General features: G+C 60.9%; 26 protein-coding genes. 11 read left to right on the top strand and 15 right to left on the bottom strand.

Translation table 11 applies throughout. From position 1 onward, the window contains the following. Nucleotides 1-24: 24 nt before the first annotated feature. Nucleotides 25-921, bottom strand: coding sequence for a site-specific tyrosine recombinase XerD (xerD, locus tag NTD85_RS07815; RefSeq protein WP_003221987.1), 897 nt, complete (start codon nt 919-921; stop codon nt 25-27). 108 nt (nt 922-1,029) lie between these two features. Between xerD and NTD85_RS07810 the strand changes: the two genes are divergently transcribed. After that, nucleotides 1,030-2,838 (top strand): cation:proton antiporter, encoded by a 1,809-nt coding sequence (locus NTD85_RS07810; RefSeq protein WP_262141886.1) that lies wholly within the window; start codon nt 1,030-1,032, stop codon nt 2,836-2,838. A 118-nt stretch (nt 2,839-2,956) separates the two neighbouring features. Here NTD85_RS07810 and NTD85_RS07805 read toward each other — a convergent pair whose 3' ends face one another. The 6 genes from NTD85_RS07805 to ffh all read right to left on the bottom strand — a co-directional run bounded on the left by NTD85_RS07805 (nt 2,957) and on the right by ffh (nt 7,099). Then, nucleotides 2,957-3,370: an acyl-CoA thioesterase gene (locus NTD85_RS07805; protein WP_098967381.1), complete on the bottom strand. Its 414-nt coding sequence runs from the start codon at nt 3,368-3,370 to the stop codon at nt 2,957-2,959. Between the two features lie 145 nt (nt 3,371-3,515). Next, entirely contained in the window at nt 3,516-3,866 is a 351-nt protein-coding gene (gene rplS, locus NTD85_RS07800) for a 50S ribosomal protein L19 (RefSeq protein ID WP_003175895.1), read from the bottom strand. A gap of 45 nt (nt 3,867-3,911) precedes the next feature. Beyond that, the gene (gene trmD / locus NTD85_RS07795; protein WP_003221981.1) at nt 3,912-4,664 is read right to left on the bottom strand and encodes a tRNA (guanosine(37)-N1)-methyltransferase TrmD; all 753 of its coding nucleotides are present in this window, start codon (nt 4,662-4,664) and stop codon (nt 3,912-3,914) included. A gap of 3 nt (nt 4,665-4,667) precedes the next feature. Further along, nucleotides 4,668-5,204, bottom strand: a complete 537-nt coding sequence (rimM, locus tag NTD85_RS07790) for a ribosome maturation factor RimM (RefSeq protein ID WP_003221979.1) — start codon at nt 5,202-5,204, stop codon at nt 4,668-4,670. Nucleotides 5,205-5,209: 5 nt separating this feature from the next. Further along, complete coding sequence (gene rpsP, locus NTD85_RS07785) at nt 5,210-5,461, bottom strand: 30S ribosomal protein S16 (RefSeq protein ID WP_003185073.1); 252 nt, start codon at nt 5,459-5,461, stop codon at nt 5,210-5,212. A 261-nt stretch (nt 5,462-5,722) separates the two neighbouring features. After that, the gene (gene ffh / locus NTD85_RS07780; RefSeq protein WP_003221977.1) at nt 5,723-7,099 is read right to left on the bottom strand and encodes a signal recognition particle protein; all 1,377 of its coding nucleotides are present in this window, start codon (nt 7,097-7,099) and stop codon (nt 5,723-5,725) included. A gap of 195 nt (nt 7,100-7,294) precedes the next feature. Between ffh and NTD85_RS07775 the strand changes: the two genes are divergently transcribed. The 3 genes from NTD85_RS07775 (at nt 7,295) to NTD85_RS07765 (ending at nt 11,033) form a co-directional block, all read left to right on the top strand. Then, complete coding sequence (locus NTD85_RS07775; RefSeq protein WP_045122309.1) at nt 7,295-8,107, top strand: inner membrane protein YpjD; 813 nt, start codon at nt 7,295-7,297, stop codon at nt 8,105-8,107. A gap of 12 nt (nt 8,108-8,119) precedes the next feature. Then, on the top strand, nt 8,120-9,352 hold the full coding sequence (locus tag NTD85_RS07770; RefSeq protein ID WP_262141885.1) for a transporter associated domain-containing protein: 1,233 nt from the start codon (nt 8,120-8,122) through the stop codon (nt 9,350-9,352). Nucleotides 9,353-9,716: 364 nt separating this feature from the next. Then, nucleotides 9,717-11,033, top strand: a complete 1,317-nt coding sequence (locus NTD85_RS07765) for an MFS transporter (protein ID WP_262141884.1) — start codon at nt 9,717-9,719, stop codon at nt 11,031-11,033. Nucleotides 11,034-11,138: 105 nt separating this feature from the next. Here the strand turns inward: NTD85_RS07765 and purT are convergent, their stop codons facing one another. From purT to NTD85_RS07740, 5 genes are all read right to left on the bottom strand, one after another. Further along, nucleotides 11,139-12,320, bottom strand: a complete 1,182-nt coding sequence (gene purT, locus NTD85_RS07760) for a formate-dependent phosphoribosylglycinamide formyltransferase (RefSeq protein ID WP_262141883.1) — start codon at nt 12,318-12,320, stop codon at nt 11,139-11,141. A 99-nt stretch (nt 12,321-12,419) separates the two neighbouring features. Continuing rightward, entirely contained in the window at nt 12,420-12,887 is a 468-nt protein-coding gene (locus NTD85_RS07755) for a hypothetical protein (protein WP_003221966.1), read from the bottom strand. Between the two features lie 224 nt (nt 12,888-13,111). After that, nucleotides 13,112-13,321 (bottom strand): DUF1289 domain-containing protein, encoded by a 210-nt coding sequence (locus NTD85_RS07750; protein WP_064586112.1) that lies wholly within the window; start codon nt 13,319-13,321, stop codon nt 13,112-13,114. Beyond that, on the bottom strand, nt 13,318-13,842 hold the full coding sequence (locus tag NTD85_RS07745; RefSeq protein WP_003221962.1) for a gamma carbonic anhydrase family protein: 525 nt from the start codon (nt 13,840-13,842) through the stop codon (nt 13,318-13,320). The genes NTD85_RS07750 and NTD85_RS07745 overlap by 4 nt, the downstream gene beginning before the upstream one ends. A 45-nt stretch (nt 13,843-13,887) precedes the next feature. Next, nucleotides 13,888-14,487 (bottom strand): CoA pyrophosphatase, encoded by a 600-nt coding sequence (locus NTD85_RS07740; protein ID WP_003221960.1) that lies wholly within the window; start codon nt 14,485-14,487, stop codon nt 13,888-13,890. Nucleotides 14,488-14,633: 146 nt separating this feature from the next. Between NTD85_RS07740 and NTD85_RS07735 the strand changes: the two genes are divergently transcribed. The 7 genes from NTD85_RS07735 to nagE all read left to right on the top strand — a co-directional run bounded on the left by NTD85_RS07735 (nt 14,634) and on the right by nagE (nt 23,206). Further along, nucleotides 14,634-15,185 carry an NUDIX hydrolase gene (locus NTD85_RS07735; RefSeq protein WP_103485362.1) on the top strand — a complete coding sequence of 184 codons (552 nt, stop codon included), beginning with the start codon at nt 14,634-14,636 and terminating at the stop codon, nt 15,183-15,185. 48 nt (nt 15,186-15,233) lie between these two features. Beyond that, nucleotides 15,234-15,749 carry a murein L,D-transpeptidase family protein gene (locus NTD85_RS07730; RefSeq protein ID WP_262141882.1) on the top strand — a complete coding sequence of 172 codons (516 nt, stop codon included), beginning with the start codon at nt 15,234-15,236 and terminating at the stop codon, nt 15,747-15,749. A 284-nt stretch (nt 15,750-16,033) separates the two neighbouring features. Beyond that, nucleotides 16,034-16,765, top strand: coding sequence for a GntR family transcriptional regulator (locus NTD85_RS07725; RefSeq protein WP_045122308.1), 732 nt, complete (start codon nt 16,034-16,036; stop codon nt 16,763-16,765). A gap of 32 nt (nt 16,766-16,797) precedes the next feature. Continuing rightward, entirely contained in the window at nt 16,798-17,904 is a 1,107-nt protein-coding gene (gene nagA, locus NTD85_RS07720; protein ID WP_003221954.1) for an N-acetylglucosamine-6-phosphate deacetylase, read from the top strand. Further along, nucleotides 17,885-18,907 (top strand): SIS domain-containing protein, encoded by a 1,023-nt coding sequence (locus tag NTD85_RS07715; protein WP_262141881.1) that lies wholly within the window; start codon nt 17,885-17,887, stop codon nt 18,905-18,907. The genes nagA and NTD85_RS07715 overlap by 20 nt, the downstream gene beginning before the upstream one ends. A gap of 34 nt (nt 18,908-18,941) precedes the next feature. Next, entirely contained in the window at nt 18,942-21,455 is a 2,514-nt protein-coding gene (ptsP, locus tag NTD85_RS07710; RefSeq protein ID WP_262141880.1) for a phosphoenolpyruvate--protein phosphotransferase, read from the top strand. A gap of 35 nt (nt 21,456-21,490) precedes the next feature. Beyond that, a complete protein-coding gene (gene nagE / locus NTD85_RS07705) occupies nt 21,491-23,206 on the top strand; it encodes an N-acetylglucosamine-specific PTS transporter subunit IIBC (RefSeq protein ID WP_262141879.1) in 1,716 nt (571 codons plus the stop codon). Nucleotides 23,207-23,257: 51 nt separating this feature from the next. Here the strand turns inward: nagE and NTD85_RS07700 are convergent, their stop codons facing one another. The 3 genes from NTD85_RS07700 to NTD85_RS07690 form a co-directional block, all read right to left on the bottom strand. Continuing rightward, nucleotides 23,258-23,704 carry a hypothetical protein gene (locus tag NTD85_RS07700; RefSeq protein WP_007967820.1) on the bottom strand — a complete coding sequence of 149 codons (447 nt, stop codon included), beginning with the start codon at nt 23,702-23,704 and terminating at the stop codon, nt 23,258-23,260. Next, complete coding sequence (locus NTD85_RS07695) at nt 23,688-24,326, bottom strand: DUF6036 family nucleotidyltransferase (RefSeq protein WP_262141877.1); 639 nt, start codon at nt 24,324-24,326, stop codon at nt 23,688-23,690. Before NTD85_RS07695 ends, NTD85_RS07700 begins: the two co-directional genes overlap by 17 nt. Before the next feature lie 272 nt (nt 24,327-24,598). Then, nucleotides 24,599-24,961, bottom strand: coding sequence for a DUF6124 family protein (locus NTD85_RS07690; RefSeq protein ID WP_262141876.1), 363 nt, complete (start codon nt 24,959-24,961; stop codon nt 24,599-24,601). Nucleotides 24,962-25,388: the final 427 nt, after the last annotated feature.

The raw sequence follows: 25,388 nt of genomic DNA, 5'->3' as shown, positions 1-25,388 counted from the left end.
ATGACTCCAACATTGAAGGTTGCATCAGCCTCTAGGGTGATGTTTGGCGTGCAGGTCCTGCAAGCGCGCACGCGCCACATGGGTGTAGATCTGCGTGGTCGACAAATCACTGTGGCCGAGCAGCATCTGCACCACCCGCAGGTCGGCGCCGTGGTTGAGCAGGTGCGTGGCGAACGCATGACGCAGGGTGTGCGGCGACAGCGATTTGCCGATCCCGGCGACCTTGGCCCAATGCTTGATGCGGTGCCAGAAGGTCTGGCGGGTCATCTGCTCGCCGCGCTGGCTGGGGAACAGCACATCGCTGGGGCGCCCGCCGAGCAGCTCGCTGCGGCCATCGCGCATATAGCGCTCGATCCAGACGATCGCCTCTTCGCCCATCGGCACCAGCCGCTCCTTGCTGCCCTTGCCCATCACCCGCAACACGCCCTGGCGCAGATTGACTTGCTCCAGCGTCAGGCTCACCAGTTCCGTCACGCGCAGCCCGCAGGCGTACAACACTTCAAGCATGGCGCGGTCACGCTGGCCGATGGCTTCGCTCAGATCAGGCGCCTTGAGCAGCGCTTCGACGTCAGCTTCCGACAACGATTTGGGCAGCGGCCTGCCCAGTTGCGGCATGTCGACGCGCAAGGTCGGATCGACCGTAATCAGCTTTTCCCGCAGCAAATAGCGATAAAAGCCACGCACACCGGAGAGAAATCTGGCGGTGGAGCGCGGTTTGTAGTTCTGCTCCAGACGCCAGGACAGGTGATCGAGGATCAACTCGCGACCGGCATTGATCAGCTCGAGGTTTTTCTCCTGTAACCAACCGTTGAACAGCGCCAGATCGCTGCGGTAGGCGCCGCGGGTGTTGTCGGACAGACCTTTTTCCAGCCACAGGGCGTCGAGGAATTGGTCAATCAGTGGATGGTCGATGGCAGGCATGGGCGCTCAAGACACGCAACCTCCAGGGCTGCGCGCAAATGTAGAGTGAACTGTAGGAATGGCCGCTAGTCTTTCATAGCCCGCAATTTCAAGGAACAGGGAGCTTCAATGAACGAGCAGCAAATTCTCTTGGCATTTGGCGGGATCGGCGCCGCTGCGCTGGGTTGCCAGTGGCTGGCGTGGCGCCTGAAGCTGCCGGCGATTCTGTTTCTGTTGCTGACCGGGATTCTCGCAGGCCCGGTACTGGGCTGGCTCGATCCGCAGGAAATGTTCGGCCCGCTGCTGATGCCGCTGGTGTCGCTGGCGGTGGCGTTGATCCTGTTTGAGGGCAGCCTGACCCTGCATCTGTCGGAATGGCGCGAAATCGGCAGCGTCGTGCATCGGCTGGTGACCCTCGGCGCACTCACGACCTGGGTGGTGATTGCCGTCGCGACCCATTTCCTGCTCGGCTTCGACTGGTTGCTGGCGATTCTGTTCGGCAGCCTGACGCTGGTGACCGGGCCGACGGTGATCGTGCCGATGCTGCGCGTGGTGCGGCCGAAAGCCTCGATCGCCAACATCCTGCGCTGGGAAGGCATCGTCATCGACCCGATCGGTGCCCTGCTCGCGGTGGTGGTCTACAGCTTCATCATCGCCCGGTCCGAGGGCAACGGCCTCGAACAGAGCCTGCTGACTTTCGGCGGCGTGATTGTCTGCGGCAGCGTATTCGGGGTGGTCGGCGGCTGGGTGCTGGGCACCATCATCCGGCGCCAGTGGTTGCCCGAGTACCTGCATAACCTCGCCTCGCTGGCGGCGGTGTTGGGGATCTTCATTGCATCCAACCAGGTGATGCACGAGTCCGGCCTGCTGGCGGTGACGCTGATGGGCATGTGGCTGGCGAACATGAAGGGCGTGGACGTGCGGCACATCCTGCACTTCAAGGAAAACCTCAGCGTACTGCTGATTTCCGGGTTGTTCATTCTGCTGGCGGCGCGGCTGGATCTGCATGCCTTGATCGGCCTCGGGCCGTTGGTGCTGATTCTGCTGCTGGTGATTCAACTGATCGCGCGCCCGCTGAATGTGCTGTTGAGCACCGCAGGTTCGAGCCTGAGCTGGCGTGAACGCGCCCTGCTTTGCTGGATCGCCCCGCGCGGGATCGTGGCGGCGGCGGTCTCGGCGATTTTCGCGATTCGTCTGGATCAAGCCGGGCACGAAGGTGCGCTGCTGCTGGTGCCGCTGACCTTCGCCGTGATCATCGGCACCGTGGTGCTGCAAAGCGCAACAGCACGCCCCTTAGCGCGCTTGCTGAACGTCGCCGAACCGGCGCCGAGCGGCTTCCTGATCGTCGGCGCCAACGGCCCGGCGCGTCTGTTGGGCAAGTCGTTGCAGCAATTGGGCAGCCGGGTGCTGTTGACCGATTCGAGCTGGGAGAACATTCGTGCGGCGCGCATGGAGGGGTTGCCGACGTACTTTGGTAACCCGGCTTCGCAGCATGCCGATGCGCATCTGGATCTGGTCGGGTTGGGGCACTTGTTGGCCCTGTCGCCTTCAGGCGAGCTGAATACCTTGGCGGCGATGCGCTTTCGCCATGACTTCGGTCATCAACGGCTGTTTGGCCTGGCCAGCGGTCAGGAAAGTCGTCGCAGCGACAAGCACCGGGCGAGTCTCGAGCATCGCGGCAATCAGCTGGGGAGCGAGGCGCTGACCTATGCCAAGCTGGCCAGCCTGATCAGCAATGGCGCCGAGTTGTACAGCACAACGCTGACGGACGGTTTTGGCTGGGAGGACTACCAGGCATTGCATGGCAATCGGGCGACGCTGCTGTTCATGCGCGATGACAGCGGCTGGGTGCATGTGGTGACGCCGGAGACTGCTTTGAAACCGGGATCAGGGTGGACGTTGCTGGCGTTGATCCAGCCTGAGAGCAGCGGCGCCTGATCTGACGAATTCGCGAGCAAGCCCGCTCCCACAATGTCCGTGTCGTACATAAACGTTGTAGACGACACAAAACCTGTGGGAGCGGGCTTGCTCGCGAAGGCCGCGACTCGGTTCCGGATCAGGCAGGAAATCCGGGCAGCACCGGCACCGGCCGCTTGTCATCGTCGATGGCCACAAAGCTGAATTGCCCATGGATCGCCTTCTCGCGGCCATCGCAACTCATGCTCTCAACAAATACTTCCACCTCGACCTTGAGGCTGGTGTTACCCACTTTGATCACCCTGCCCACCAGTTCGACGATGGAGCCGGCCGGGATCGCGTGATTGAAGTCGATGCGGTCGGTGGACACGGTCACCAGCGGCAAACGGCAGAAACGCGTAGCGGTGATGAACGACACTTCATCCATCCACGCCAGCGCGGTGCCGCCGAACAGGGTGTTGTGGTGGTTGGTGGTCGGCGGGAAGACGGCTTTGGTCACGCGGGTCACCGAGAGTTCGGTGCGGCGTTCGATTTCCTGGTCACGGGTGGTCATGAAGAATGGCTCTGATTTCTGGCTCCCGAAACACAAGCAAGATCAAAAGATCGCAGCCTTCGGCAGCTCCTACAGTGGGGGCAGTTTATTGCAGGCAACAAAAAAGCAGCCCGTAGGCTGCTTTTTTCTGCATCGGAAGCTGGACTTAAGCCAGTTTTTCCTTGATGCGAGCTGCTTTACCCGACAGGTCGCGCAGGTAGTACAGCTTGGCTTTACGTACGTCACCGCGACGTTTAACAGCCATGCTGTCGATCTGCGGGGAGTAGGTCTGGAAAGTACGTTCTACGCCAACACCGTTGGAGATTTTACGAACGGTGAACGCACTGTTCACGCCGCGGTTACGCTTGGCGATTACAACGCCTTCGAACGCTTGCAGACGGGAACGATCGCCTTCCTTCACTTTCACCTGAACGACAATGGTGTCGCCTGGGGCAAAGGTAGGGATTTCTTTGGTCATCTGCTCTGCTTCGAGTGCAAGGATGATTTTGTTGGTCATGCTGTGCTCCTAAGGTAAATCAACTGATCTACCATCGATACGTTGTTAACTATCGTCCCGCTCGCGGATGTATTCCTCGAGCAGCTTCTTCTCTTCTCCAGAAAGCGAGCGGCTTTCCAGAAGATCGGCGCGTCGTTCATAGGTCCTACCAAGGGACTGCTGTAAACGCCAACGCCGGATATGCGCGTGATTGCCACTTAGCAACACGTCGGGAACACGCTGATCCGCATACACCTCAGGTCGGGTGTAGTGCGGGCAATCCAGCAGACCATCCGTAAAGGAATCTTCCTCAGCGGAATCCGCATGCCCTAAAGCTCCGGGCAGCAGTCGTGTAACCGCATCGATCATGACCATGGCCGGCAGCTCGCCGCCAGACAGTACATAGTCACCAATCGACCACTCTTCATCGACATGAGCCTCAATAAAGCGCTCGTCAATGCCTTCATAGCGGCCGGCAATCAGGATCAATGCATCCGATTTTGCCAACTCGCGTACCGCCGACTGAGTCAGTTGACGGCCTTGGGGGGACAGGTAAATCACCTTCGCCGCCTCCCCGGCTGCTGCCTTGGCCTGAACCAGAGCATCTTCCAGGGGCTTGATCTTCATCACCATGCCCGGACCACCGCCAAACGGGCGATCGTCCACAGTGTGATGCCGATCCGTCGTGTAATCCCGCGGATTCCAACAGGTCAGCTGCAACAGCCCCTGTTTGACCGCACGACTGGTAATGCCGTACTCACTGATGGCCGAGAACATCTCGGGGAACAGCGTAATGACGTCTACGCGCAGGCTGGCCATTGCTTAGAAGTCCGCGTCCCATTCCACCCGCATCACGCCTGCATCCAGGTCGATGGCCAGCACGCATTGCTCTGTATAGGGCAACAACCGCTCGCGATCATCCAGGCTGCCCGCGCAGGGCTTGACCACCAATACATCGTTCGCGCCGGTCTCCAACAGGTGATCAACCTTGCCGAACAATTGCTCGTCCTGGTTGATGACGCTCAGACCCTGCAACTGGTACCAGTAGTACTCGTCGCCTGTCAGGTTGGGCAAAAGGCTTCGCGAGATGCAGATCTCATAACCGCTCAGAAGACGGGCTTCATCGCGATCGTCGAGGCCTTTGAGCTTGGCAACCAGATCCTTTTGAGTGGATCGGCCGCTGACCAGCTCGACCTGTTTCACCACGCCTTCGCGCCGAAGCGTCCAGTTGCGGTAGTCCAACAGGTTTTCAATCGGATCGGTAAAGGAAAAGACCTTCACCTCGCCGCGAACGCCGTGAACCGAAAAAATCTTGCCGACAACGATCAGGTCATCAGCTTTTTCTGGCGTCGCGCTCATACTGCTCAGGCTGCAGCCTTGGCAGATTCCTTCAGCAACTGAGCAACACGCTCAGAAGGCTGTGCACCAACGCTCAGCCAGTAGGCTACGCGCTCTTGGTTCACGGACAGACGGATTTCCTGACCACGGGCAACAGGGTTGAAGAAGCCAACCTGTTCTTTGTGGGAGCCGTCACGCGGGTTACGCGAGTCGGTTACGGTCAGGTGGTAAAACGGGCGCTTTTTGGAGCCGCCAAGGGCAAGACGGATTGTTAGCATGTGAACATCGTTCCTGTAGTCGGTGCTGCAAATCTAAATGCACAGCGGGCATGGGTGCCCGAAAGGCCGCATATTCTAAGGAATATCCGGACTTTTGCAAATGACTTTTTCCGGCGCCTATGGCATGCCGTGCGGATTTGCATATAGAGCCGTCGATGAAAACGGCCAGTCAGCTCCCGCCGAGTGCGGGTTTGCTGTTGATCCTGCGTCCTTGCAGGGTCTGCGCCGGTGCGACGACCGGCGAAGTCTTAGTGTCCTGAATCACATTTTCGGCATGCCGCCGCCGGGCAACATACCGCCCATGCCGCGCATCATTTTCGCCATTCCGCCTTTGGCGGTGAATTTCTTCATCATCTTCTGCATCTGCTTGTGCTGCTTGATCAAGCGGCCGATGTCCTGCACCTGAGTGCCGGAACCCATGGCGATCCGGCGTTTGCGCGAACCGCTGATCAGCTCAGGGTCGCGGCGCTCGGCCGGGGTCATGGAGTTGATGATGGCTTCCATCTGCTTGAACTGCTTCTCTGCCGCGTTCTGGGCATTGCCCATCTGCGACAGGTTGACGCCGCCAATGCTCGGCAGTTTGTCCATGAGCCCGCCGAGGCCGCCCATGTTCTTCATCTGTTGCAGCTGATCGCGGAAGTCTTCGAGGTCGAAGCCCTTGCCCTTTTTCAGCTTCTTGGCCAGTTTGTCGGCCTTGTCCTTGTCGAGGGTCGCTTCAGCCTGTTCGATCAGGCTGAGCACGTCGCCCATGCCGAGGATCCGCGAAGCGATACGCTCAGGGTGGAACGGATCGAGCGCCTCGCTCTTCTCGCCCATACCGATGAACTTGATCGGCTTGCCGGTGATCGCGCGTACCGACAGTGCGGCACCGCCACGGGCATCGCCGTCGACCTTGGTCAGGATCACACCGGTCAGCGGCAGCGCATCACCGAAGGCCTTGGCCGTGTTGGCCGCGTCCTGACCGGTCATGGCATCGACCACGAACAGGGTTTCCACCGGGTTGATCGCGGCGTGCAGCGCCTTGATCTCGCCCATCATCTCTTCGTCGATGTGCAGACGACCGGCGGTATCGACGATGACCACGTCGATGAATTTCAGTTTTGCTTCTTTAATAGCAGCGGTCGCGATGTCGACCGGCTTCTGGCTCAGGTCGGACGGGAAGAACGTCACGCCGATGTCGTTGGCCAGGGTTTCCAGCTGTTTGATAGCAGCAGGACGGTAGATGTCCGCCGACACGACCATCACCGACTTCTTCTTGCGCTCCTTGAGGAAGCGCGCGAGTTTGCCGGCGGTGGTGGTTTTACCGGCGCCCTGCAGACCGGCCATCAGAATGACGGCGGGCGGCACGGCGCTCAGGTTCAAGTCTTCGTTGGCCGCGCCCATCAGGCTTTCGAGTTCGGCCTGGACGATCTTCACGAATGCCTGGCCCGGCGTCAGGCTGCGCGACACCTCGGTGCCGACAGCGCGCTCCTTGACCGAATTGACGAAGTCCTTGACCACCGGCAGGGCGACGTCGGCTTCGAGCAACGCCATGCGCACTTCGCGCAGGGTGTCTTTGATATTGTCTTCAGTCAGCTTCGCCTTGCCGGTGACATGGCGCAGCGTCTGCGAGAGACGGTCGGTTAAGTTTTCAAACATTGCGCGATCCTTTCAGGCCCTGTGTAGACCGGGATAATGGCGGCCCAGACCGGATTCAACATGTGCTCGGCGAGCCTGCGGCGTGGGCAGGTCGCGGATTATAGCGAAGACTGCGTCGGGCGGACACCTCGCACTTTCGTGGTGTGGCGGTTCTATGCCAAACTCAGCGCCTTTCGGGCCTGCCTAACAGGATTTATGCTCCCCTTGTCACCCAGTTTGCTGACCACGCTCGCCGCCGCTCTCCTTTATGCCGCTGCGACCCTTTATCAGGGCACCCGCCTGGCCTCCGGCGCCAAGGCGAACAAGCGCCTGCTGGTTACGCTCGGCATCTTCGCCGTGCTCGCCCACAGCGCCAGCCTGCTCACTCACCTGCTGACGCCGATCGGCCTGGGCCTGGACTTCTTCAGCGCCGCCAGCCTGATTGCCGCGGCCGTCATCGCTCTGACGCTGCTGGCCTGCTCGCGGATCCCGGTGGAAAACCTTTTGGTGCTGCTGTTTCCGCTCGGCGCGGCCACGGTGCTGCTGGCCCAGTTCGCGCCGGCCGGCACGGTGCAGATCATCGACGAAGAACCGGGCATCCTCGCCCATATCCTGCTGTCGATCCTCGCCTACGGCATGTTCACCATCGCGGTGTTCCAGGCCTTGTTGCTGCTGGTGCAGGATCACCAGCTCAAGCACAAGCACCCGTCGGGCCTGATCAAGAACTTCCCGCCGCTGCAAACCATGGAAAGCCTGTTGTTCGGCTTCCTCTGGGCTGGCTGGACGCTGCTGTCGCTGTCGCTGATCTCCGGCTGGCTGTTCGTCGAGAACCTGTTCGCCCAGCATCTGGTGCACAAGACCTTGCTGGCGTGCCTGGCCTGGATCGTGTTCAGCGTGCTGCTGTGGGGCCGCAATCGCCTCGGCTGGCGTGGCCACAAGGCGATTCGCTGGACTCTCGCCGGTTTCTGCCTGCTGATGTTGGCGTATTTCGGCAGCAAACTGGTTCGTGAATACATCCTGCACATCTGACGGGCGGCATAAATGGACGGTTTGCCCATAGGGCCGATGCTCGCGGTATTTGTCCTGCTGATTTTATGGTCGGGGCTGTTTACTGCCGTCGAAGTCGCTCAGCAGCACCTGCTGGCGCAACGCACGGCCTCGCGTGCCAGCGACAAGCCGCTGGCGAAGCTGAGTTTTCCGCTCGATAGTCTGATCCTGTGCAACACCCTGTGCCGAGCGCTCGCGGTGATCATCGCCACACTGCTGGCGATCTTTCTTTGCGAAGAGAACGGCCCTTGGGCTGCCTGCCTGGGCGCCGGCGCCGTGTTGCTGGTGTTTGCCGATTACTTTCCGCGCAGCGTAGCCCAGCGTTATCCCGATGCGGTGCTGTCGTTCGGCAATACCCTGCTGACCGTTCCACTGAAAATCCTTTACCCGCTGGCCTGGCTGCTGAGCAGCCTCAGCGGTTGGCTGCTGCGCCCCTTCGCGCGCAAGCCCCAAGTGGTCCAGCAGAGCGAAGACGAAGATCCCGCTGAGCACAACGACGACCCGGAACACCCGTCTCGCACACACCCGGTTTCGGGAATCCACGCGCTGGACAACATCACGGTCAACGACATTCTGGTGCCGCGCAGCGATGTCGACGGTATCAACCTTGACGACTCGATCGAAGAGATCATCGAACTACTGCGCCAGAACAAGCGCACACGCCTGCCAGTGTTCCACAGTGACATCAACCAGGTCGAAGCGGTGCTCAACACCCGGCAGATCCGCCATCTGCTCAACGATGGCAACCTGACCCGCGAAGCGCTGCTGGCCGCCAGCTACGAACCGTATTTCGTCCCGGAAAGCACCCCGCTGCAACTGCAACTGCTGAACTTCCACAAGCAGCAGCGCCGGCTGGGCATGGTGGTGGACGAGTACGGCGAAGTGCTGGGCATCGTGACTCTGGAAGACATTCTCGAAGAGATCGTCGGCGAATTCGAAAGCGAGCACAGCCTCGACAATCCGCACATCCATCCGCAGGCCGACGGGCGCATGGTGATCGATGGTACCGCGTCGATCCGCGAGTTGAACAAATGCCTGGGCTGGCATTTGCCGAGCGACGGGCCGAAGACCCTTAACGGCCTGGTGACCGAAGCACTGGAGACCATTCCCGACAGCGCGGTGTGCCTCAAGATCGGCCGCTATCGGCTGGAAATTCTCGAGACCGAAGACAACCGGGTGAGCAAGGTGTTGATCTGGCATACGACCTCGGTGCCCGCCAAGGTTTAAGCGCTGTTGTGGAGAGGGAGCTTGCTCCCGCTGGGTTGCGAAGCAGCCCTGGCTTTTGATTTACCCACAGATTCAAGCAGCCGCTGCGCGCCCGAGCGGGAGCAAGCTCCCTCGCCACAGAAAGCCCAACGGCTGCGATCCTTTGCTCTTGTTTGATTGTTAGCCCCCTTCCTATAATCGAGCTGCTTACCCAAGCGCCGCCGAGCCCTGTGCTTACCCCGCACGCCAACGGTTTCGGTAATTTTCCGCACCACCCCGACGACTGTTCCTACTCGAAACAGCGCTCGCGCCTGATCCCACATCCCTGGGTGTTCGACCATAATAATTCGCTCCAACGGAGCTCATGACTGTCAGGGATCACCGCATGACGACCAGTACTGCTTACAGCGACACCGCGCCAGCCCAACCGACCAACTCCGCCACCCGCGTGGCGACGGCGAGCTTCATCGGCACCGCCATCGAGTTCTACGACTTCTACGTCTACGCCACTGCCGCCGCACTGGTGATCGGGCCGGTGTTCTTTCCGCAGACGTCCGGCACCGCGCAGATGCTTTCGGCGTTTCTCACCTTCGGCATCGCCTTCCTCGCCCGCCCGCTGGGTTCGGCGCTGTTCGGCCATTTCGGTGACCGCATCGGGCGCAAATCGACACTGGTCGCCTCGCTACTTCTGATGGGCGTGTGCACCACGCTGATCGGCGTGCTGCCGGGTTACGCCAGCATTGGCGCCTGGGCACCGATTCTGCTGTGCGTGCTGCGTTTCGGTCAGGGGCTGGGATTGGGTGGTGAATGGGGTGGCGCGGCGTTGCTGGCCACGGAGAATGCGCCCAAGGGCAAACGGGCGTGGTTCGGCATGTTTCCGCAGCTTGGCCCGTCGATCGGTTTTCTCGCGGCGAACGGGCTGTTCCTGAGCCTGGCCATGACCCTCAACGACGAGCAGTTCCGCAGCTGGGGCTGGCGGATTCCGTTTCTGCTCAGTGCGGTACTGGTGATGGTCGGCCTGTACGTGCGCCTGAAACTCCACGAAACCCCGGTATTCGCCAACGCCATTGCCCGTCAGGAACGAGTGAAAGTGCCACTGGTCGAGCTGTTCAGCCAGTACTGGGCGCCAACCCTGCTCGGCGCGGCGGCTATGGTGGTGTGTTATGCGCTGTTTTACATCTCGACGGTGTTTTCCCTGAGCTACGGCGTATCCACACTGGGTTACAGCCGGGAGACGTTCCTTGGACTGCTGTGTTTTGCCGTGCTGTTCATGGCCGCGGCAACGCCATTGTCCGCCTGGGCCAGCGACCGTTACGGGCGCAAACCGGTGCTGATCGTCGGTGGTGTGCTGGCGATCCTGTCCGGATTCCTGATGGAGCCGCTGCTGACGCAAGGTTCGACCTGGGGCGTGGCGCTGTTCCTGTGCATCGAGCTGTTCTTGATGGGCGTGACGTTTGCCCCGATGGGCGCGCTGTTGCCGGAACTGTTTCCGACGCACGTGCGCTATACCGGCGCATCGGCGGCCTACAACCTGGGCGGCATCGTCGGCGCCTCGGCCGCCCCGTTCTTCGCGCAGAAACTGGTGGCGATGGGGGGTTTGAGTTATGTCGGCGGGTATGTGTCGGCGGCAGCGGTGCTCAGCCTGATTGCTGTGCTGTGCCTGAAGGAAACGCGCAATAACGATCTGAATCAGGTTGCCTGACGGAAGATCAAAAGCTTCGCGAGCAAGCTCGCTCCCACAATTGGTTTTGTGTACGCCACAGATCCAATGTGGGAGCGGGCTTGCTCGCGAATGCCGCGCCTCGGTTTACAGCTCTACAACAACAGCCTGAGCAGCCCGGGTCGCCTTGGCACGCGCAGCTTCGATCGACTCATCCCGCGCCAACGCCACGCCCATCCGGCGCTGACCATTGGCTTCAGGCTTGCCGAACAGACGCAACGCCGTATCCGGCTCGCTCAATGCAGCGCCAAGGTTGGCGAATGCGGTCTGGGTCGACTGACCTTCCACCAGAATCACTGCCGAAGCCGAAGGGCCGAACTGACGGATCAGTGGCACCGGCAGACCGAGAATGGCGCGAGCGTGCAGGGCGAACTGCGACAGATCCTGAGAAATCAGGGTCACCAGACCGGTGTCATGCGGGCGCGGCGAGACTTCGCTGAACCACACCTGATCGCCCTTGATGAACAGTTCGACGCCGAACAGACCGCGACCACCCAATGCCTCGGTCACAGCTTTGGCCACGCGCTCGGACTCAGCCAGGGCAATCGGGCTCATGGCCTGCGGCTGCCACGACTCCTGATAGTCGCCCTTCTCCTGACGGTGACCGACCGGTGCGCAGAACGTAGTGCCGCCGATGTGGCGCACGGTCAGCAGAGTGATTTCGTAGTCGAAATCGATGAAGCCTTCGATGATCACCCGACCTTTGCCGGCGCGACCACCCTCTTGTGCGTAATCCCAGGCTTTCTGCACGTCATCGGCGCTGCGCAGCAGGCTTTGACCTTTGCCCGACGAGCTCATGACCGGTTTCACCACGCACGGGAAACCCAGGTCCTGAACGGCTTTGCTGTAGTCCTCGAAGGTGTCGGCAAAGTGGTACGGCGAGGTCGGCAGGTCCAGCTCTTCAGCGGCTAGACGACGGATGCCTTCGCGGTTCATGGTCAGTTGCGCGGCGCGCGCGGTCGGGATCACAGTGAAGCCTTCGGCTTCCAGTTCGACCAGCGTGGCGGTGGCGATGGCTTCGATTTCCGGCACGATGAAGTGCGGCTTCTCGGCTTCGATGACGGCACGCAAGGCCGCGCCGTCGAGCATGTTGATCACGTGGCTGCGGTGCGCAACCTGCATGGCCGGCGCGTTGGCGTAACGGTCGACGGCAATCACTTCAACGCCCAGGCGTTGCAGCTCGATCACCACTTCCTTGCCCAACTCACCACAGCCACACAGCAATACGCGGGTCGCGGTTGGCGACAATGGAGTTCCGATACGGGTCATCTCAGGTCCTCAAAGAAGCGGATCATCGAGGAAAGCAACGCCAGACGCGCTTTCCATAGGGAGAAAGCGCGGCATTTTACATGAACCGGAGGGTTTGGCTTAGCTCGCGACAGCCTGTTTGCGCTCGCGCCAGGCCATGATCAGCCAAACGGCAGTGACGCCAGCGAACTTCGAGACCAATGCGGTGATGATCACCGGTGGCGTCATCAGGTCGATCATGCCGAAAAAGATGAAGGTATCGAGGGGAATGCTCAGTGCCGAACTGATCCACAAGCGGTCACGCAACGGGCGTTTGGTGACGCTGAACACCAGCCAGTCGATGCACTCGGAGATCGCGAACGCGGTGGCGCTGGCCAGGGCGATCGACGGATCAGAGGTGACGTAGGACAGCACCAGCGCCGCCAGCATCGCCACGATGGCGCCGTGGCCAAAACGGGTTTGCACCATGTCGCGCAACACGAACACCAACCCGCCCCAGGCTGACCAGATGATGTCCAGGTGCGGCGCGGTGGAGAAAGCGAAGTTGATCAGCACGACGCTGCTGATGTAGGCGATGAGGAAAATCATGGGGGCGACCTGTCAAATTGGCGCACAGGTTACTTGAGGCAGAGAGTTCGGCCAAGTCGATCGAAAATTGTATACACCCGTAATGGCAAGCGGCTTACCTGTGGCGAGGGAGCTTGCTCCCGCTGGGCTGCGCAGCAGTCCCTGCTTTCAAGAGCAAAAGAAGGGCCGCTTCGCGACCCAGCGGGAGCAAGCTCCCTCGCCACAAAAGCACTTCAACCAATATCTCAGCGCTTGGCCGGGATCATCCACACCAACCCGCTCGCCTTCGCCCGCTCATGGCACAACCCGAGCACCACCCGCCGCTCGTCGTTGGTCATCCGGCCCCAGCGTGTGATCTCCGCGACCGTACGCTGGCAGCCGGTGCAAATATCGTCCTCATCCAGGGCGCAGATATTCACGCACGGCGAGGCAACGGGTCTTTCAGGCGTACTCATTCTTCCTGCTCTACCAGGTCACGCGCATAGCGCTGCGAGTTATGCACATAGTGCGCGGCGCTGGCTTCGAGCATTTTCTTCTGCGGCTCGGTGAGTTCACGCACGACTTTGCCCGGCGAGCCCATCACCAGCGAGCCATCGGGAATTTCCTTGCCTTCGCCGATCAGCGAATTGGCGCCGATGATGCAGTTCTTGCCGATTTTCGCGCCGTTGAGGATCACCGCGTTGATGCCGATCAGGCTGTAGTCGCCGACGGTGCAGCCATGCAGCATGGCGTTGTGACCGATGGTCACGCCGGTGCCGATGGTCAGCGGATAGCCCATATCGGTGTGCATCACGGTGCCATCCTGAACATTGCTGTTCTTGCCGATCAGGATCAGTTCGTTGTCACCGCGCAGCACGGCGTTGAACCAGACGTTGGCGCCCTCTTCAAGTTTGACCTTGCCCACCAGCACGGCATTGGGCGCGACCCAGCTCTGTGGATGGGTGTCGACGCGGGCGTCGCCCAGGCGGTATTTCATCTTGTTTTCCTCAGGGCTCACGAACGGGCCATTCGAGCGATGGCTTCAGGTATTGATAAAACTTTTGGGCGGGTGATGCAGGCTGATCTGTTCGTCATAGAGCAGATTGATCAGCTCGACGATCATGATAGCCGTCAACCCCCAGATCTTGAACTCGCCGTAGCGATAACTCGGCACGTACCAGCTGCGACCCTGGTAGTCGATACGATGCGTGTGTTCGCGCGGGTCTTTGCGGAAGAACTCCAGCGGCACGTTGAATACTGCGGCAATCTCGGCATCGTTGGCCTGGTATTCGACAAAGTCCGGGATCACCCCGACATACGGCGTGACCTTGATGCCATGCAGGGAGATCAGCGGGCTGAGCGGGCCGATGACCTCGACCAGCCCCGGTGGCAGGCCGATTTCTTCCTCGGCTTCGCGCAGGGCGGTAAAAATCAGGTCGGGGTCTTCCGGGTCACGGCGCCCGCCGGGGAAGGCGACTTCGCCGCCATGGGTCGAAAGGCCGCTGGCGCGCAGGGTCAGTACCAGCTCGGGCTCGTCACTGCGGGTGATCGGCACCAGAACAGCGGCCTCGGGGAAACGTTTATCGGTCTCCAGCGTGCGCGGTGTGTGGTTGCTTACCCTATGCAGTAGCTCGTCCAGCATGAGTGTTCTCGATCTGTGCCTTACCCTGCATCATGCACCAATCATGGCAGCCGCCCAAGCCCCTGACCGGGCCATGTCGCGAAACGACAACTTGCCGACCGGCACCGCTGCACGCCAAGATAGGCGCAGCATTCAGGAACCCCAGCATGAAATTTTGCAGCCAGTGCGGCAACCCGGTGACCCAGCGCATTCCCGAAGGCGATTCGCGGCTGCGATTTGTCTGTGACAGCTGTCAGACCATTCACTATCAAAACCCCAATATCGTCGCCGGTTGCGTTGCGACCTGGGGCAGCCAAGTGTTGCTCTGCCGCCGCGCCATCGAGCCCCGTCTCGGCTACTGGACGCTACCCGCCGGTTTCATGGAAAACGGCGAGACCATCGAGCAGGCCGCGATCCGCGAAACCGCCGAGGAAGCCTGCGCCCGGGTGCGCAACCTGAGCATCTATACGCTGATCGATGTGCCACACATCAGCCAGGTGCACGTGTTCTTCCGTGCCGAACTGGCCGATCTGGACTTTGCCGCCGGCCCCGAGAGCCTCGAAGTGCAACTATTCGACGAAGCCGACATCCCGTGGGACGAGCTGGCTTTTCGCACGGTGGGGCGTACCTTAGAATGCTTCTTCGCTGATCGCCGCCGCGAGACCTATCCGGTTCGCTCCGAATCGATTCCGCCGCTGGCCCAGCCCGCCATCACCTGAAAACATCTACAAATAAAATATCTGCATCACTCCTGGGGAATCGTTTCAATGCGCTGGTTGCTTGCCCTGCTCTGCCTGTCGTTCGTCACCGTGTCCCAAGCGTCATTCGTGACCACCGTGACGCCATCGAATAGCCCCCGGATCGACAAAATACTGGTGTTCAAATCGGCGCATCAACTGCAATTGATCTCCGACGGCAAGGCACTCAAGACCTATCGCATCTCCCTGGGCAAGGGCGCGAAGAAAGGTCCGAAACTGATTGAGGGCGACAAACGCACCCCGGAAGGTCTGTACTGGATCGACTGGCGCAAGGTCAGCGAAAAATTCAACCTGGCGATGCACATTTCCTACCCGAACATCAGCGATTCGGCCCGCGCCCGCCGCGAAGGCGTCGAGCCTGGCGGGATGATCATGATCCACGGCACGCCGGACACCGAGGACACGCCCGAAGACCTGTTCCACACCCTGGACTGGACCGACGGTTGCATCGCCATGCGCAACATGGACATGCGTGAAGTCTGGGGCCTGGTGCCGGACGGCACGATGATCGAAATCCGTCCTTGACGCCCCACCACTGGTCACCTGAAAAAAAAATAAATCAAAAGATCGCAGCCTGCGGCAGCTCCTACAGGGTTGATACCACTTCCCACTGTAGGCGCTGCCGCAGGCTGCGATCTTTTGTTTTTTACAGCCCACCCCTAATACCACTTCAAACCACAACCCCCGAAAACCGCCATTTCATTGGGCCACAGCCCGATTCGACGCGTTGACATGGTATTCAAGTGGTATTAATTTCCGCCCCACAAGCGAGCAACAACAATCCTATACTCGCGTCGGAAATGACCTACATGAACGACCTCCAGGCCCTACGCCCAGATGACTCCCAGCCGACACCGCTGTACCTGCAGCTGGCGCGTAATCTGGAATCGGCGATCCATTCCGGGCAGTGGAAGGCCGAGCAGGCGATGCCGTCCGAGCGCAACCTCAGCGAGCAACTGGGTATCTCCCGGGTCACCGCCCGCAAGGCGCTGGAAGTGCTGCTTGATCAAGGTCTGATCCGCCGCCTGCAAGGTTCCGGCACCTTCATCACGCCCCGTCTGGAACAACCACTGTCGCGCCTCTCGGGCTTCAGCGAAATGCTCCGCCTCAAGGGTTTCGTGCCCAGCTCGCAGTGGCTGGAGCGCGAAATCACCCTGCCGACTCACGAAGAACTGATCCGCCTGAGCCTGTCGCCGAACGACAAGGTGGCGCGCATGAAACGCCTGCGCAAGGCCGACGACACCGTGATGGCCATCGAGATGAGCACCCTGCCCGCCTCGATCATGCCCAAGCCGCAATTGGTCGGCGATTCGCTCTACGAATACCTCGACGGCATCGGCAAACCGATCGTCCGCGCCCTGCAGCACATCCAGGCGATCAACGCCTCGGACGAGTTCGCCGCGCTGGTCGGCATCGCCCCCGGTACCGCCATGCTGCTGATGACCCGGGTCGGCTATCTGGAAGACAACACGCCGATCGAAGTCACCGACACCTATTGCCGCAACGACTACTACGACTTTGTTGCAGAGCTGCGCCGCTAACCGGGCGAAGCCGTCAAACAGCGAGAACCGAAATGTCCGAAGACAACATCCTCACCGCTCATGGCTGGGTTCGCGGCCGGCTGATCCACGAACACGGCAAAGTCGTGTCGATCGAAGGCGTGCCCTGCGATCCGGCCGACAATGACTTGCCCTACCTGCTGCCGGGTTTCATCGACCTGCACGTCCACGGCGGTGGCGGCAAAGACATCATGGAAGGCGCCAGTGCCTTCGAGACCATCACCAAAACCCACGTGCGCTTCGGCACCACTTCGCTGCTGGCCACCACCATGACCGCGCCGAGCGCCGAGATCTCCAGCGTGCTGAAAGAGGTCGGCGAGTTCTGCGAACAGCGTCCGCAAGGCGCCGCCCGGGTACTCGGTGTGCATCTCGAAGGCCCGTACATCAATCCCGGCAAACTCGGCGCGCAACCGAACTTCGCCCACACCGCGTTGATGGCCGAAGTCGAGGAATACCTGGCGCTGGCGCCGATCCGGGTGATCACCATCGCCCCGGAAATCGCCGGCCACGACGGGTTGATCCGCGAACTCAGCAGCCGCGGCATTCGCATGCAGATCGGCCACACCCTCGGCAGTTACGAGGAAGGCGTCGCCGCTCTGGAGGCTGGCGCGACCAGTTTCACTCACTTGTACAACGCCATGAGCCCGCTGCATCACCGCGAACCGGGCATCGTCGGCGCCGCGTTGGCCCACGCCAAATTCGCCGAGCTGATCCCGGATCTGCTGCACGTGCACCCCGGCGCGATCCGCGTGGCCCTGCGATCGATCCCATGCCTGTATTGCGTCACCGATTCGACCGCGGCCGCCGGTATGCCTGACGGTGAATACAAGCTCGGCAGCCACACCGTGACCAAATGCCTGGGCGGCGTGCGCCTGCCCGATGGCACGTTGGCCGGCAGCACCCTGACCATGGATCAGGCCCTGCGCAACCTGGTGAAGATCGGTTTGCCGATCAGCGAGGCCTCGCAGCGTCTGTCGCAATTTCCCGCCGACTACCTCGGCATCACTGAACGCGGGCGCCTGCAACCGGGTGCCTGGGCCGACTGCGTGCGGCTGGATCGCTCACTCACACTGACCGCCGTCATGGTCGAAGGAGAAGACATTGACTTCAAAAATGCTTGAAGAGGCGCTGTCCTCGTTCGAGGCCGTGCAAGCCCAACTGCAACAGCTCGACCCGCAAATGATCGAGATCGCCGGGCGCCTGCGCCGCCAGCCGCCGCAAGTGGCGATGACCGTCGCGCGCGGCAGCTCCGACCACGCGGCGAGCTACTTCGCTTACCTGACCATGCAGCAACTGGGTGTGCCGGTGGCGTCGTTGCCGATGTCGGTGGTGACCATGCAGCAGGCGCCGCTGAAGGTCAGCGGTCAGGTGGCGTTCGCCTTTTCGCAATCGGGGCAAAGCCCGGATCTGGTCAACAGCCTGCGTCTGTTGCGCAAGCGTGGCGCCCTCAGTGTGTCGATGGTCAATGCCGCCGATTCGCCACTGGAAGCGGCCTGCGAATTCAGCCTGCCGCTGCTCGCCGGCACCGAAAGCAGCGTCGCCGCGACCAAGAGTTTTATCGCCACCCTGAGCGCCAGCGCCCGCCTGATCGCGCACTGGAAAGAAGACAACGAACTGCTGGAAGCGCACAACGCCCTGCCCGAAGGCCTGCGCGACGCGGCGCAGCAGGACTGGAGCGCGGCCATCGACGCGCTGCGCGATTGTGAGCGCCTGATGGTCATCGGCCGTGGTGCCGGTTTTGCCATCGCCCAAGAGGCCGCGCTGAAATTCAAGGAAACCTCGGCGATCCAGGCCGAAGCGTTCAGCAGCGCCGAAGTCCGTCACGGCCCGATGGCACTGATCGACGAGCATTACCCGCTGCTGGTGTTCGCCCCGCGCGGTGCCGAACAGGCCGGCCTGATCAGCCTCGCGGCAGAGATGCGTCAACGCGGCGCCCGTGTGCTGCTGGCGGCGCCGGACGACATCCTCGAACGCGACCTGACCCTGAGCCGCGCCGAACACCCGGCCCTTGATCCGATTCTGGCGATCCAGAGCTTCTACGTGATGGCCGCCAACCTGGCCGTGGCCCGAGGCATGGACCCGGATCAGCCGCGCCACCTGAGCAAAGTGACGCGTACGCACTAAGTCCGAATGACTGCACACCTGATGAGACCGAGCCATGCACAACAACAATAAAGAGCTGACCCTCAGCGCCCCGCTCAGCGGCCCGGTGCTCACGCTCGCCAAAGTCCCGGACGCGGTGTTCGCCAGTGGCGCGATGGGCGACGGCATCGCCATCGATCCGCTGAACGACACCCTGTATTCGCCCTGCGCCGGGGTGATCATCCACGTCGCCCGCACCGGCCACGCACTGACCGTGCGTGCCGACAACGGCGCGGAAATCCTCCTGCACCTGGGTCTCGACACCGTTGAACTGAACGGCGAAGGCTTCTCGATGCTGGTCAAGGAAGGTACGCGGGTCAGCAAGGGCCAACCATTGTTGCGCTACGACCTGGACAAGGTCGGCCAGCAATGCAAAAGCCTGGTCAGCCTGCTGATCCTGACCAACAGCCAGGACTTCCAGGTGCGCCCGATCACGCTCAAACCGGTAAAGGTCGGCGATCCGTTGCTGCACATCGTTGCGCGCAACAGTTCGGTGGCAAATGCTGAAACGCTGGACGGACCCGAGGTTCACGGTCATGTGCTGGTGGCGCATCGCGGCGGCTTGCATGCACGCCCGGCCGCACTGATTCGGCAGACCGCACAAGGCTTCAAGAGCCAGTCGCAGCTGCACTTCGCTGGTAAGTCGGCGCCGTGCAACAGCCTGATCGGGCTGATGGGACTGGCGGTTGGCGAGCAGGATGAAGTGCAAGTCAGCTGTCAGGGGCCGGACGCCGAAGCCGCGCTGCAAGCCTTGCTCAATGCATTGGCGACTGCCCTGCCCGAAGACCACCACGCCGCAGCACCGGTCAGCGCCGCACCGCGCCAACGCCCGGCCGAGGCAGGCGTGCTCCACGGTGTGTGCGCGGCACCGGGACTGGTCGGCGGGCCGCTGTTTCGCTTGAGCGCGATCAGCCTGCCAGTCGATCCCGGCCATCATGATTCAACCGAACAACGACAACGCCTCGACACCGCCCTCAATCAAGTGCGCAGCGAAATCGACGGCACCCTGGCCGAGGCCAAGAGGCACAAGAATGCCGACGAAGAAGCGATCTTCGCCGCGCACCTGGCACTGCTCGAAGACCCGGCCCTGCTCGACGCTGCGCAGCATGCTATCGACCAAGGCACGGCGGCGACTCACGCGTGGAGCCAGTCGATCGACGTGCAGTGCGAAGTCCTGCAACACACCGGCAGCGCGCTGCTGGCCGAACGCGCCAACGACCTGCGCGACCTCAAGCAACGCGTCCTGCGCGCCCTGCTCGGTGAAGCCTGGCATTACGACGTGCCGCCCGGCGCCATCGTCGCTGCGCATGAACTGACGCCGTCGGATCTGCTGCAACTCAGCGCGCAGGGTGTCGCCGGGTTGTGCATGGCCGAGGGTGGCGCGACGTCGCATGTCGCGATTCTGGCGCGCGGCAAAGGCCTGCCATGCCTGGTGGCGTTGGGCGCCGCTCTGCTCGATCAGCCGCAAGGTCAGGCGGTGGTGCTGGATGCCGATGGCGGACGCCTCGAACTGACGCCGAACGCCGAACGCCTGGCCGAAGTCCAGCAAGCGCAAATCGAGCGTCAGCAACGCCGCGACGCGCAACAAGTCAAAGCCCATCTGCCCGCCGAAACCCGCAATGGCGTGGCGATCGAAGTGGTCGCCAACGTGGCCTCCAGCCATGAAGCGGCGGACGCCTTTGCCAACGGCGCCGATGGCGTCGGCCTGCTGCGCACCGAGTTTCTGTTCGTCGACCGGCAGACCGCGCCAGACATCGAAGAGCAGCGCGCCGCCTATCAAGCTGTGCTCGATGCCATGGGTGAGCACTCGGTGATCATCCGTACCATCGACGTCGGCGGCGACAAGCAACTCGACTATCTGCCGCTGCCCGCCGAAGCCAACCCGGTGCTCGGCCTGCGCGGCATTCGTCTGGCTCAGGCCCGTCCGGAAATCCTCGACCAACAACTGCGCGCATTGCTGCAAGTCAGCCCGCTGCGCCGTTGCCGGATCCTGTTGCCGATGGTCACCGAAGTCGACGAACTGCTGCACATCCGCCAGCGGGTCGATGCGCTGTGCCTGGAGTTGGGCATCAATCAGCGCCCGGAAATCGGCGTGATGATCGAAGTCCCCGCCGCCGCGTTGCAAGCCGAACAACTGGCCGAGCACGCCGACTTCCTGTCGATCGGCACCAACGACCTGTCGCAATACACCTTGGCCATGGACCGCGACCACGCAGGTTTGGCCGCTCGCGTCGATGCCCTGCACCCGGCGTTGCTGCGGCTGATCGCCATGACTTGCGCAGGTGCGGCGGTGCACAAGCGCTGGGTCGGCGTCTGCGGTGCCCTCGCCTCCGACCCACTGGCGACGCCGGTGTTGATCGGCCTCGGCGTGACCGAGTTGTCGGTGAGCCCGGTGCAGATCGGTGAAATCAAGGATCGCGTGCGCCAGTTGCACGAGGCCGAATGCCAACGCCTCAGCCTCGACCTGTTGAAACTGAACAGCGCCGCTGCGGTTCGTCACGCCTGCCACCAGCATTGGCCTCTGCACTAACAACAAGCTCTCTATAAAGAGCAGGGAGAACCACCATGTACCAACTCTTCATCGAAGGCCTGCAACGCCTCGGCCGTGCGCTGATGCTGCCGATCGCGATCCTGCCGATTGCCGGCCTGCTGCTGCGTCTGGGTGACACCGACCTGCTGAACATCGCGATCATTCACGATGCCGGGCAAGTGATCTTCGCCAACCTGGCCATGATCTTCGCCATCGGCATCGCGGTCGGGTTCGCCAAGGACAACAACGGCACCGCCGGCCTCGCCGGGGTGATCGGTTACCTGGTGATGATCTCCACCCTCAAAGTGCTCGACCCGAGCATCAACATGGGCATGCTCGCCGGGATCGTCAGCGGCCTGATGGCCGGCGCGCTGTACAACCGCTTCAAAGACATCAAGCTGCCAGAGTACCTGGCGTTCTTCGGTGGCCGACGTTTTGTACCGATCGTCACCGGTTTCGCCGCCGTCGCGCTGGGCGTGGTGTTCGGCTACATCTGGCCGCCGATCCAGCACGGCATCAACAGCTTCGGCACCTTGATGATGGAAAGCGGCAGCTTCGGCGCCTTCGTCTTCGGCGTGTTCAACCGCCTGCTGATCGTCACCGGCCTGCACCACATCCTCAACAACATGGCGTGGTTTGTGTTCGGCAACTTCACCGACCCGACTACCGGCGCACTGGTCACCGGCGACCTGTCACGCTACTTCGCTGGCGATCCAAAGGGCGGCCAGTTCATGACCGGCATGTTCCCGATGATGATCTTCGGCCTGCCCGCCGCGTGCCTGGCGATGTACCGCAATGCGCTGCCGGAGCGGCGCAAGGTGATGGGCGGGATTTTCCTGTCGATGGCCCTGACCTCGTTTTTGACCGGGGTGACCGAGCCAATCGAATTCGCCTTCATGTTTTTGGCACCGCTGCTGTATCTGCTGCATGCGCTGCTGACCGGTTTGTCGATGGCGATCACCAATGCGCTGAACATCCACCTCGGCTTCACCTTCTCCGGCGGCTTCATCGACATGGTGCTGGGTTGGGGGCGCTCGACCAATGGCTGGCTGGTGATTCCGGTCGGGCTGGCGTACGCCGTGGTGTATTACGCGGTGTTTGATTTCTGTATCCGCCGCTTCAATTTGAAAACGCCGGGGCGTGAGGATGTTGCGGCGGCTGACAAGGCTGTTCTCACCGAGAACGAGCGCGCGGCGGCTTACATCAAGGCACTCGGTGGTGCGGAGAATCTGCTCACCGTCGGTGCCTGCACTACCCGGTTGCGCCTGGAAATGGTTGATCGCAACAAGGCTTCCGATGCTGATTTGAAGGCACTGGGTGCGATGGCCGTGGTACGCCCGGGCAAGGGCGGCAGCTTGCAGGTGGTGGTTGGGCCATTGGCCGACAGCATCGCCGACGAAATCCGCCTCGCCATGCCGACGCTGGGGCGTGCACTGGTGGCTGCGCCTGCGGTGGTGGTCGAGGAATCGAAAGCCGTATTGGTCACAGCACCGGAAGCCCAACAATGGCTGACTGCCTTGGGCGGTAGCGAGAATGTGCTGCAACTGGACTGCATCGCCCTGACCCGTATTCGCCTGCAACTGGCCGATGGTAAAGCGCTGTCCGAGGCTCAGTTGAAAGAGTTGGGTTGCCAGGGTGTCAGCCCGTTGGAAGGTGGGGTCTGGCATTTGTTGATTGGCGAGAAAGCGGCGAGTTTGAGTGGGGCGATTGAGGCGTTGGTTAATCGGAGTGAGGTCAGCGCCAAGGTTTAATCAACACAAAAAACCGGCTCAGGCCGGTTTTTTATCGCTGATACGTTCAGCTCAGGGTAAATGCTGTTCTGCCTGGTAATGGCGAGTCTGGAATGGCATCAGCGTTTGAACCTTCAATCCAAGGCTTTCTGCTAACCCCCAAGAGACGGCTAATTGATCCTTGCGATTGCGTAACGAAACCATCTTTGGAGGTGCAACATCCTGCTTCGGCGTCGAGTGCGCGAAAAGCTGCAACGCATGCAGCGTTTCCAGCACGCGACTATCAGACACACAAGAGAAGCGCGTAAACCGCTCCAACAGGTAAGCCGCGCGACGGCGTTCTATATCGTCACTGTGATTTTTCAGAAACGCCTTAACCTCGCTTTCAACACTGGAATTCGAGTACCACACTTCTTTCGCAGCGTTCACCAGCGCGACGTCATCGGCCTGATTGAGCGGGCTCCTGACGAGAGTATCCAACGCGGATGAGAGGACGTGCGCGTCATTCACCTTCGTCACCTCCCTTCTCCAGATAGTCTTGCAATATGTTAGTCAGAACCGAAGTTGGTGGCTCTTTGTTGCCAACATATACATCAATGGCCTGCAATGCCAGACGCCGGAGCTCGCTGGTCAGTATGAATCCAAACCTGAGAAGGGCATTGATGTCGGCGATATCGTGATCGGTAGCCCTGCCCAGTTTTGTAATGGCTATGTCGACGGGCGCAGCAATATGTACACGCAGAGGGGACACCCGCGAAAACTCTGGCATGGGAATACTTCGAGACCAATAGTCCTCGTGAATCGGGCCAAAGCTAGTGTTGTATTGCAAGTCGTAGTTCAACTCCATCTTTCGCGCAGAACGCTCATCGACAAACGGCTCCGGCACCTCGGCAAGCAGCGTACGCAGGTCGAATCCTGCCGGAATACAAGCCTCATAGATTTCCGCGTCGACGTCCAACGATATGCGGTGATTGGTGTAGAGGTGAACCGCGCATCCTCCAAACACGATGATCTTGACCGCCCCCGGCGCAGCGTTCTCTTGAATCAGTTCCGCCTCGACTGACTTGAACATCGATACCAGCGCCCGCCCCAACGCGGTGTTCGTGTTGATACGGGGCGTAACGACGGGAAGCAATTCCATTTTAAACCTCAGAGTCATAGCGACGGCTCAGTGAAAGAGCAACAGCCCGTTTTCGGTCTATTGCCAAGTTCGCTGTTTGCCAGAGACAACCCAAGGTAGAGAGGCTGCTTCCGAGGGACAACCTGAAAATCCGGTAGGAAAAATCTACTAATTGATGAGGTACAGGAAGTATTCCGACAGCTAGAAAAATGCTTTCGCGAGCAAGCTCACTTCCACAGTGAAGCATTTCAAATGTGGGAACCAGCCTGCTGGCGATGAACGATGGGCGCTCGTCAGGTCTGTGGATCGACTCGGTCCAGCGCCCGGTTTACCGCGAGTTCGGCGAGCATGATGATTTGCTGGATCGCCAGAGCGGTGCTGCGTTGCAGGCCGCTGAGTTCGTTGGCAAAGTTGCTGGCCATGGCACTGGCAGAGGCCAACGATTCGTAGGCGTGGGCCAGCAAGGTTTCGGTGTCGATGCTTGGGTTGACCAGGAACATTGTGCTGGACTGATGCGCCTGAGCGGGCTGCAGGGTGAAGTAGAAATCGACAGCGCGCTTGATGGCTTCACGGTCTTTCGTCAGGTCTTCAACCCGGATGGCGTCGACGGGTGGTGCTGTGGTTTCGTGGGGTGGATCGGGTATTAGCTTATCCATGTCTCAATTTCCTCTAATAAGTGCGAGAGCCACTTATTCCCGATCTCACTCGAAGAAAAGGTGGCAGCCATGTACGGGGTGAGATCACCGGTATGGATAAACCCGGCAGGACGTTCGTCCACCCGCACACAGCCGCCATAGAGAATCGCGTCAGTTTAAGCTGGCAGCGATTATGGAGGGACATGCACAAGTATCCAAATGAATAGCCGGGGATCTCACACCCGGTCGCTGAATTGGCAACGACAGACAAAGCCTAGAGACCGGGCGTCCGAGGGACAACCTGAAAACCTTGTGGGAAGGTTCTGGTTATTTGACACAGATTTAAACAGGCCCAATGTCCTTGGTGACCGGACTGACCCCATCGCCAGCAGGCTGGCTCCCACAATTTCAACCCGGTGTATTCAGGTAGAGATTGGTCGGCTGTCAG

The sequence above is a fragment of the Pseudomonas sp. 13B_3.2_Bac1 genome, from assembly GCF_025466205.1.
In the GTDB taxonomy this organism is placed as follows: Bacteria; Pseudomonadota; Gammaproteobacteria; order Pseudomonadales; family Pseudomonadaceae; genus Aquipseudomonas; species Aquipseudomonas fluorescens_H.
The sequence above is the reverse complement of the archived record's forward strand: the minus strand, read 5'-3'. Positions and strand labels throughout refer to the sequence as shown.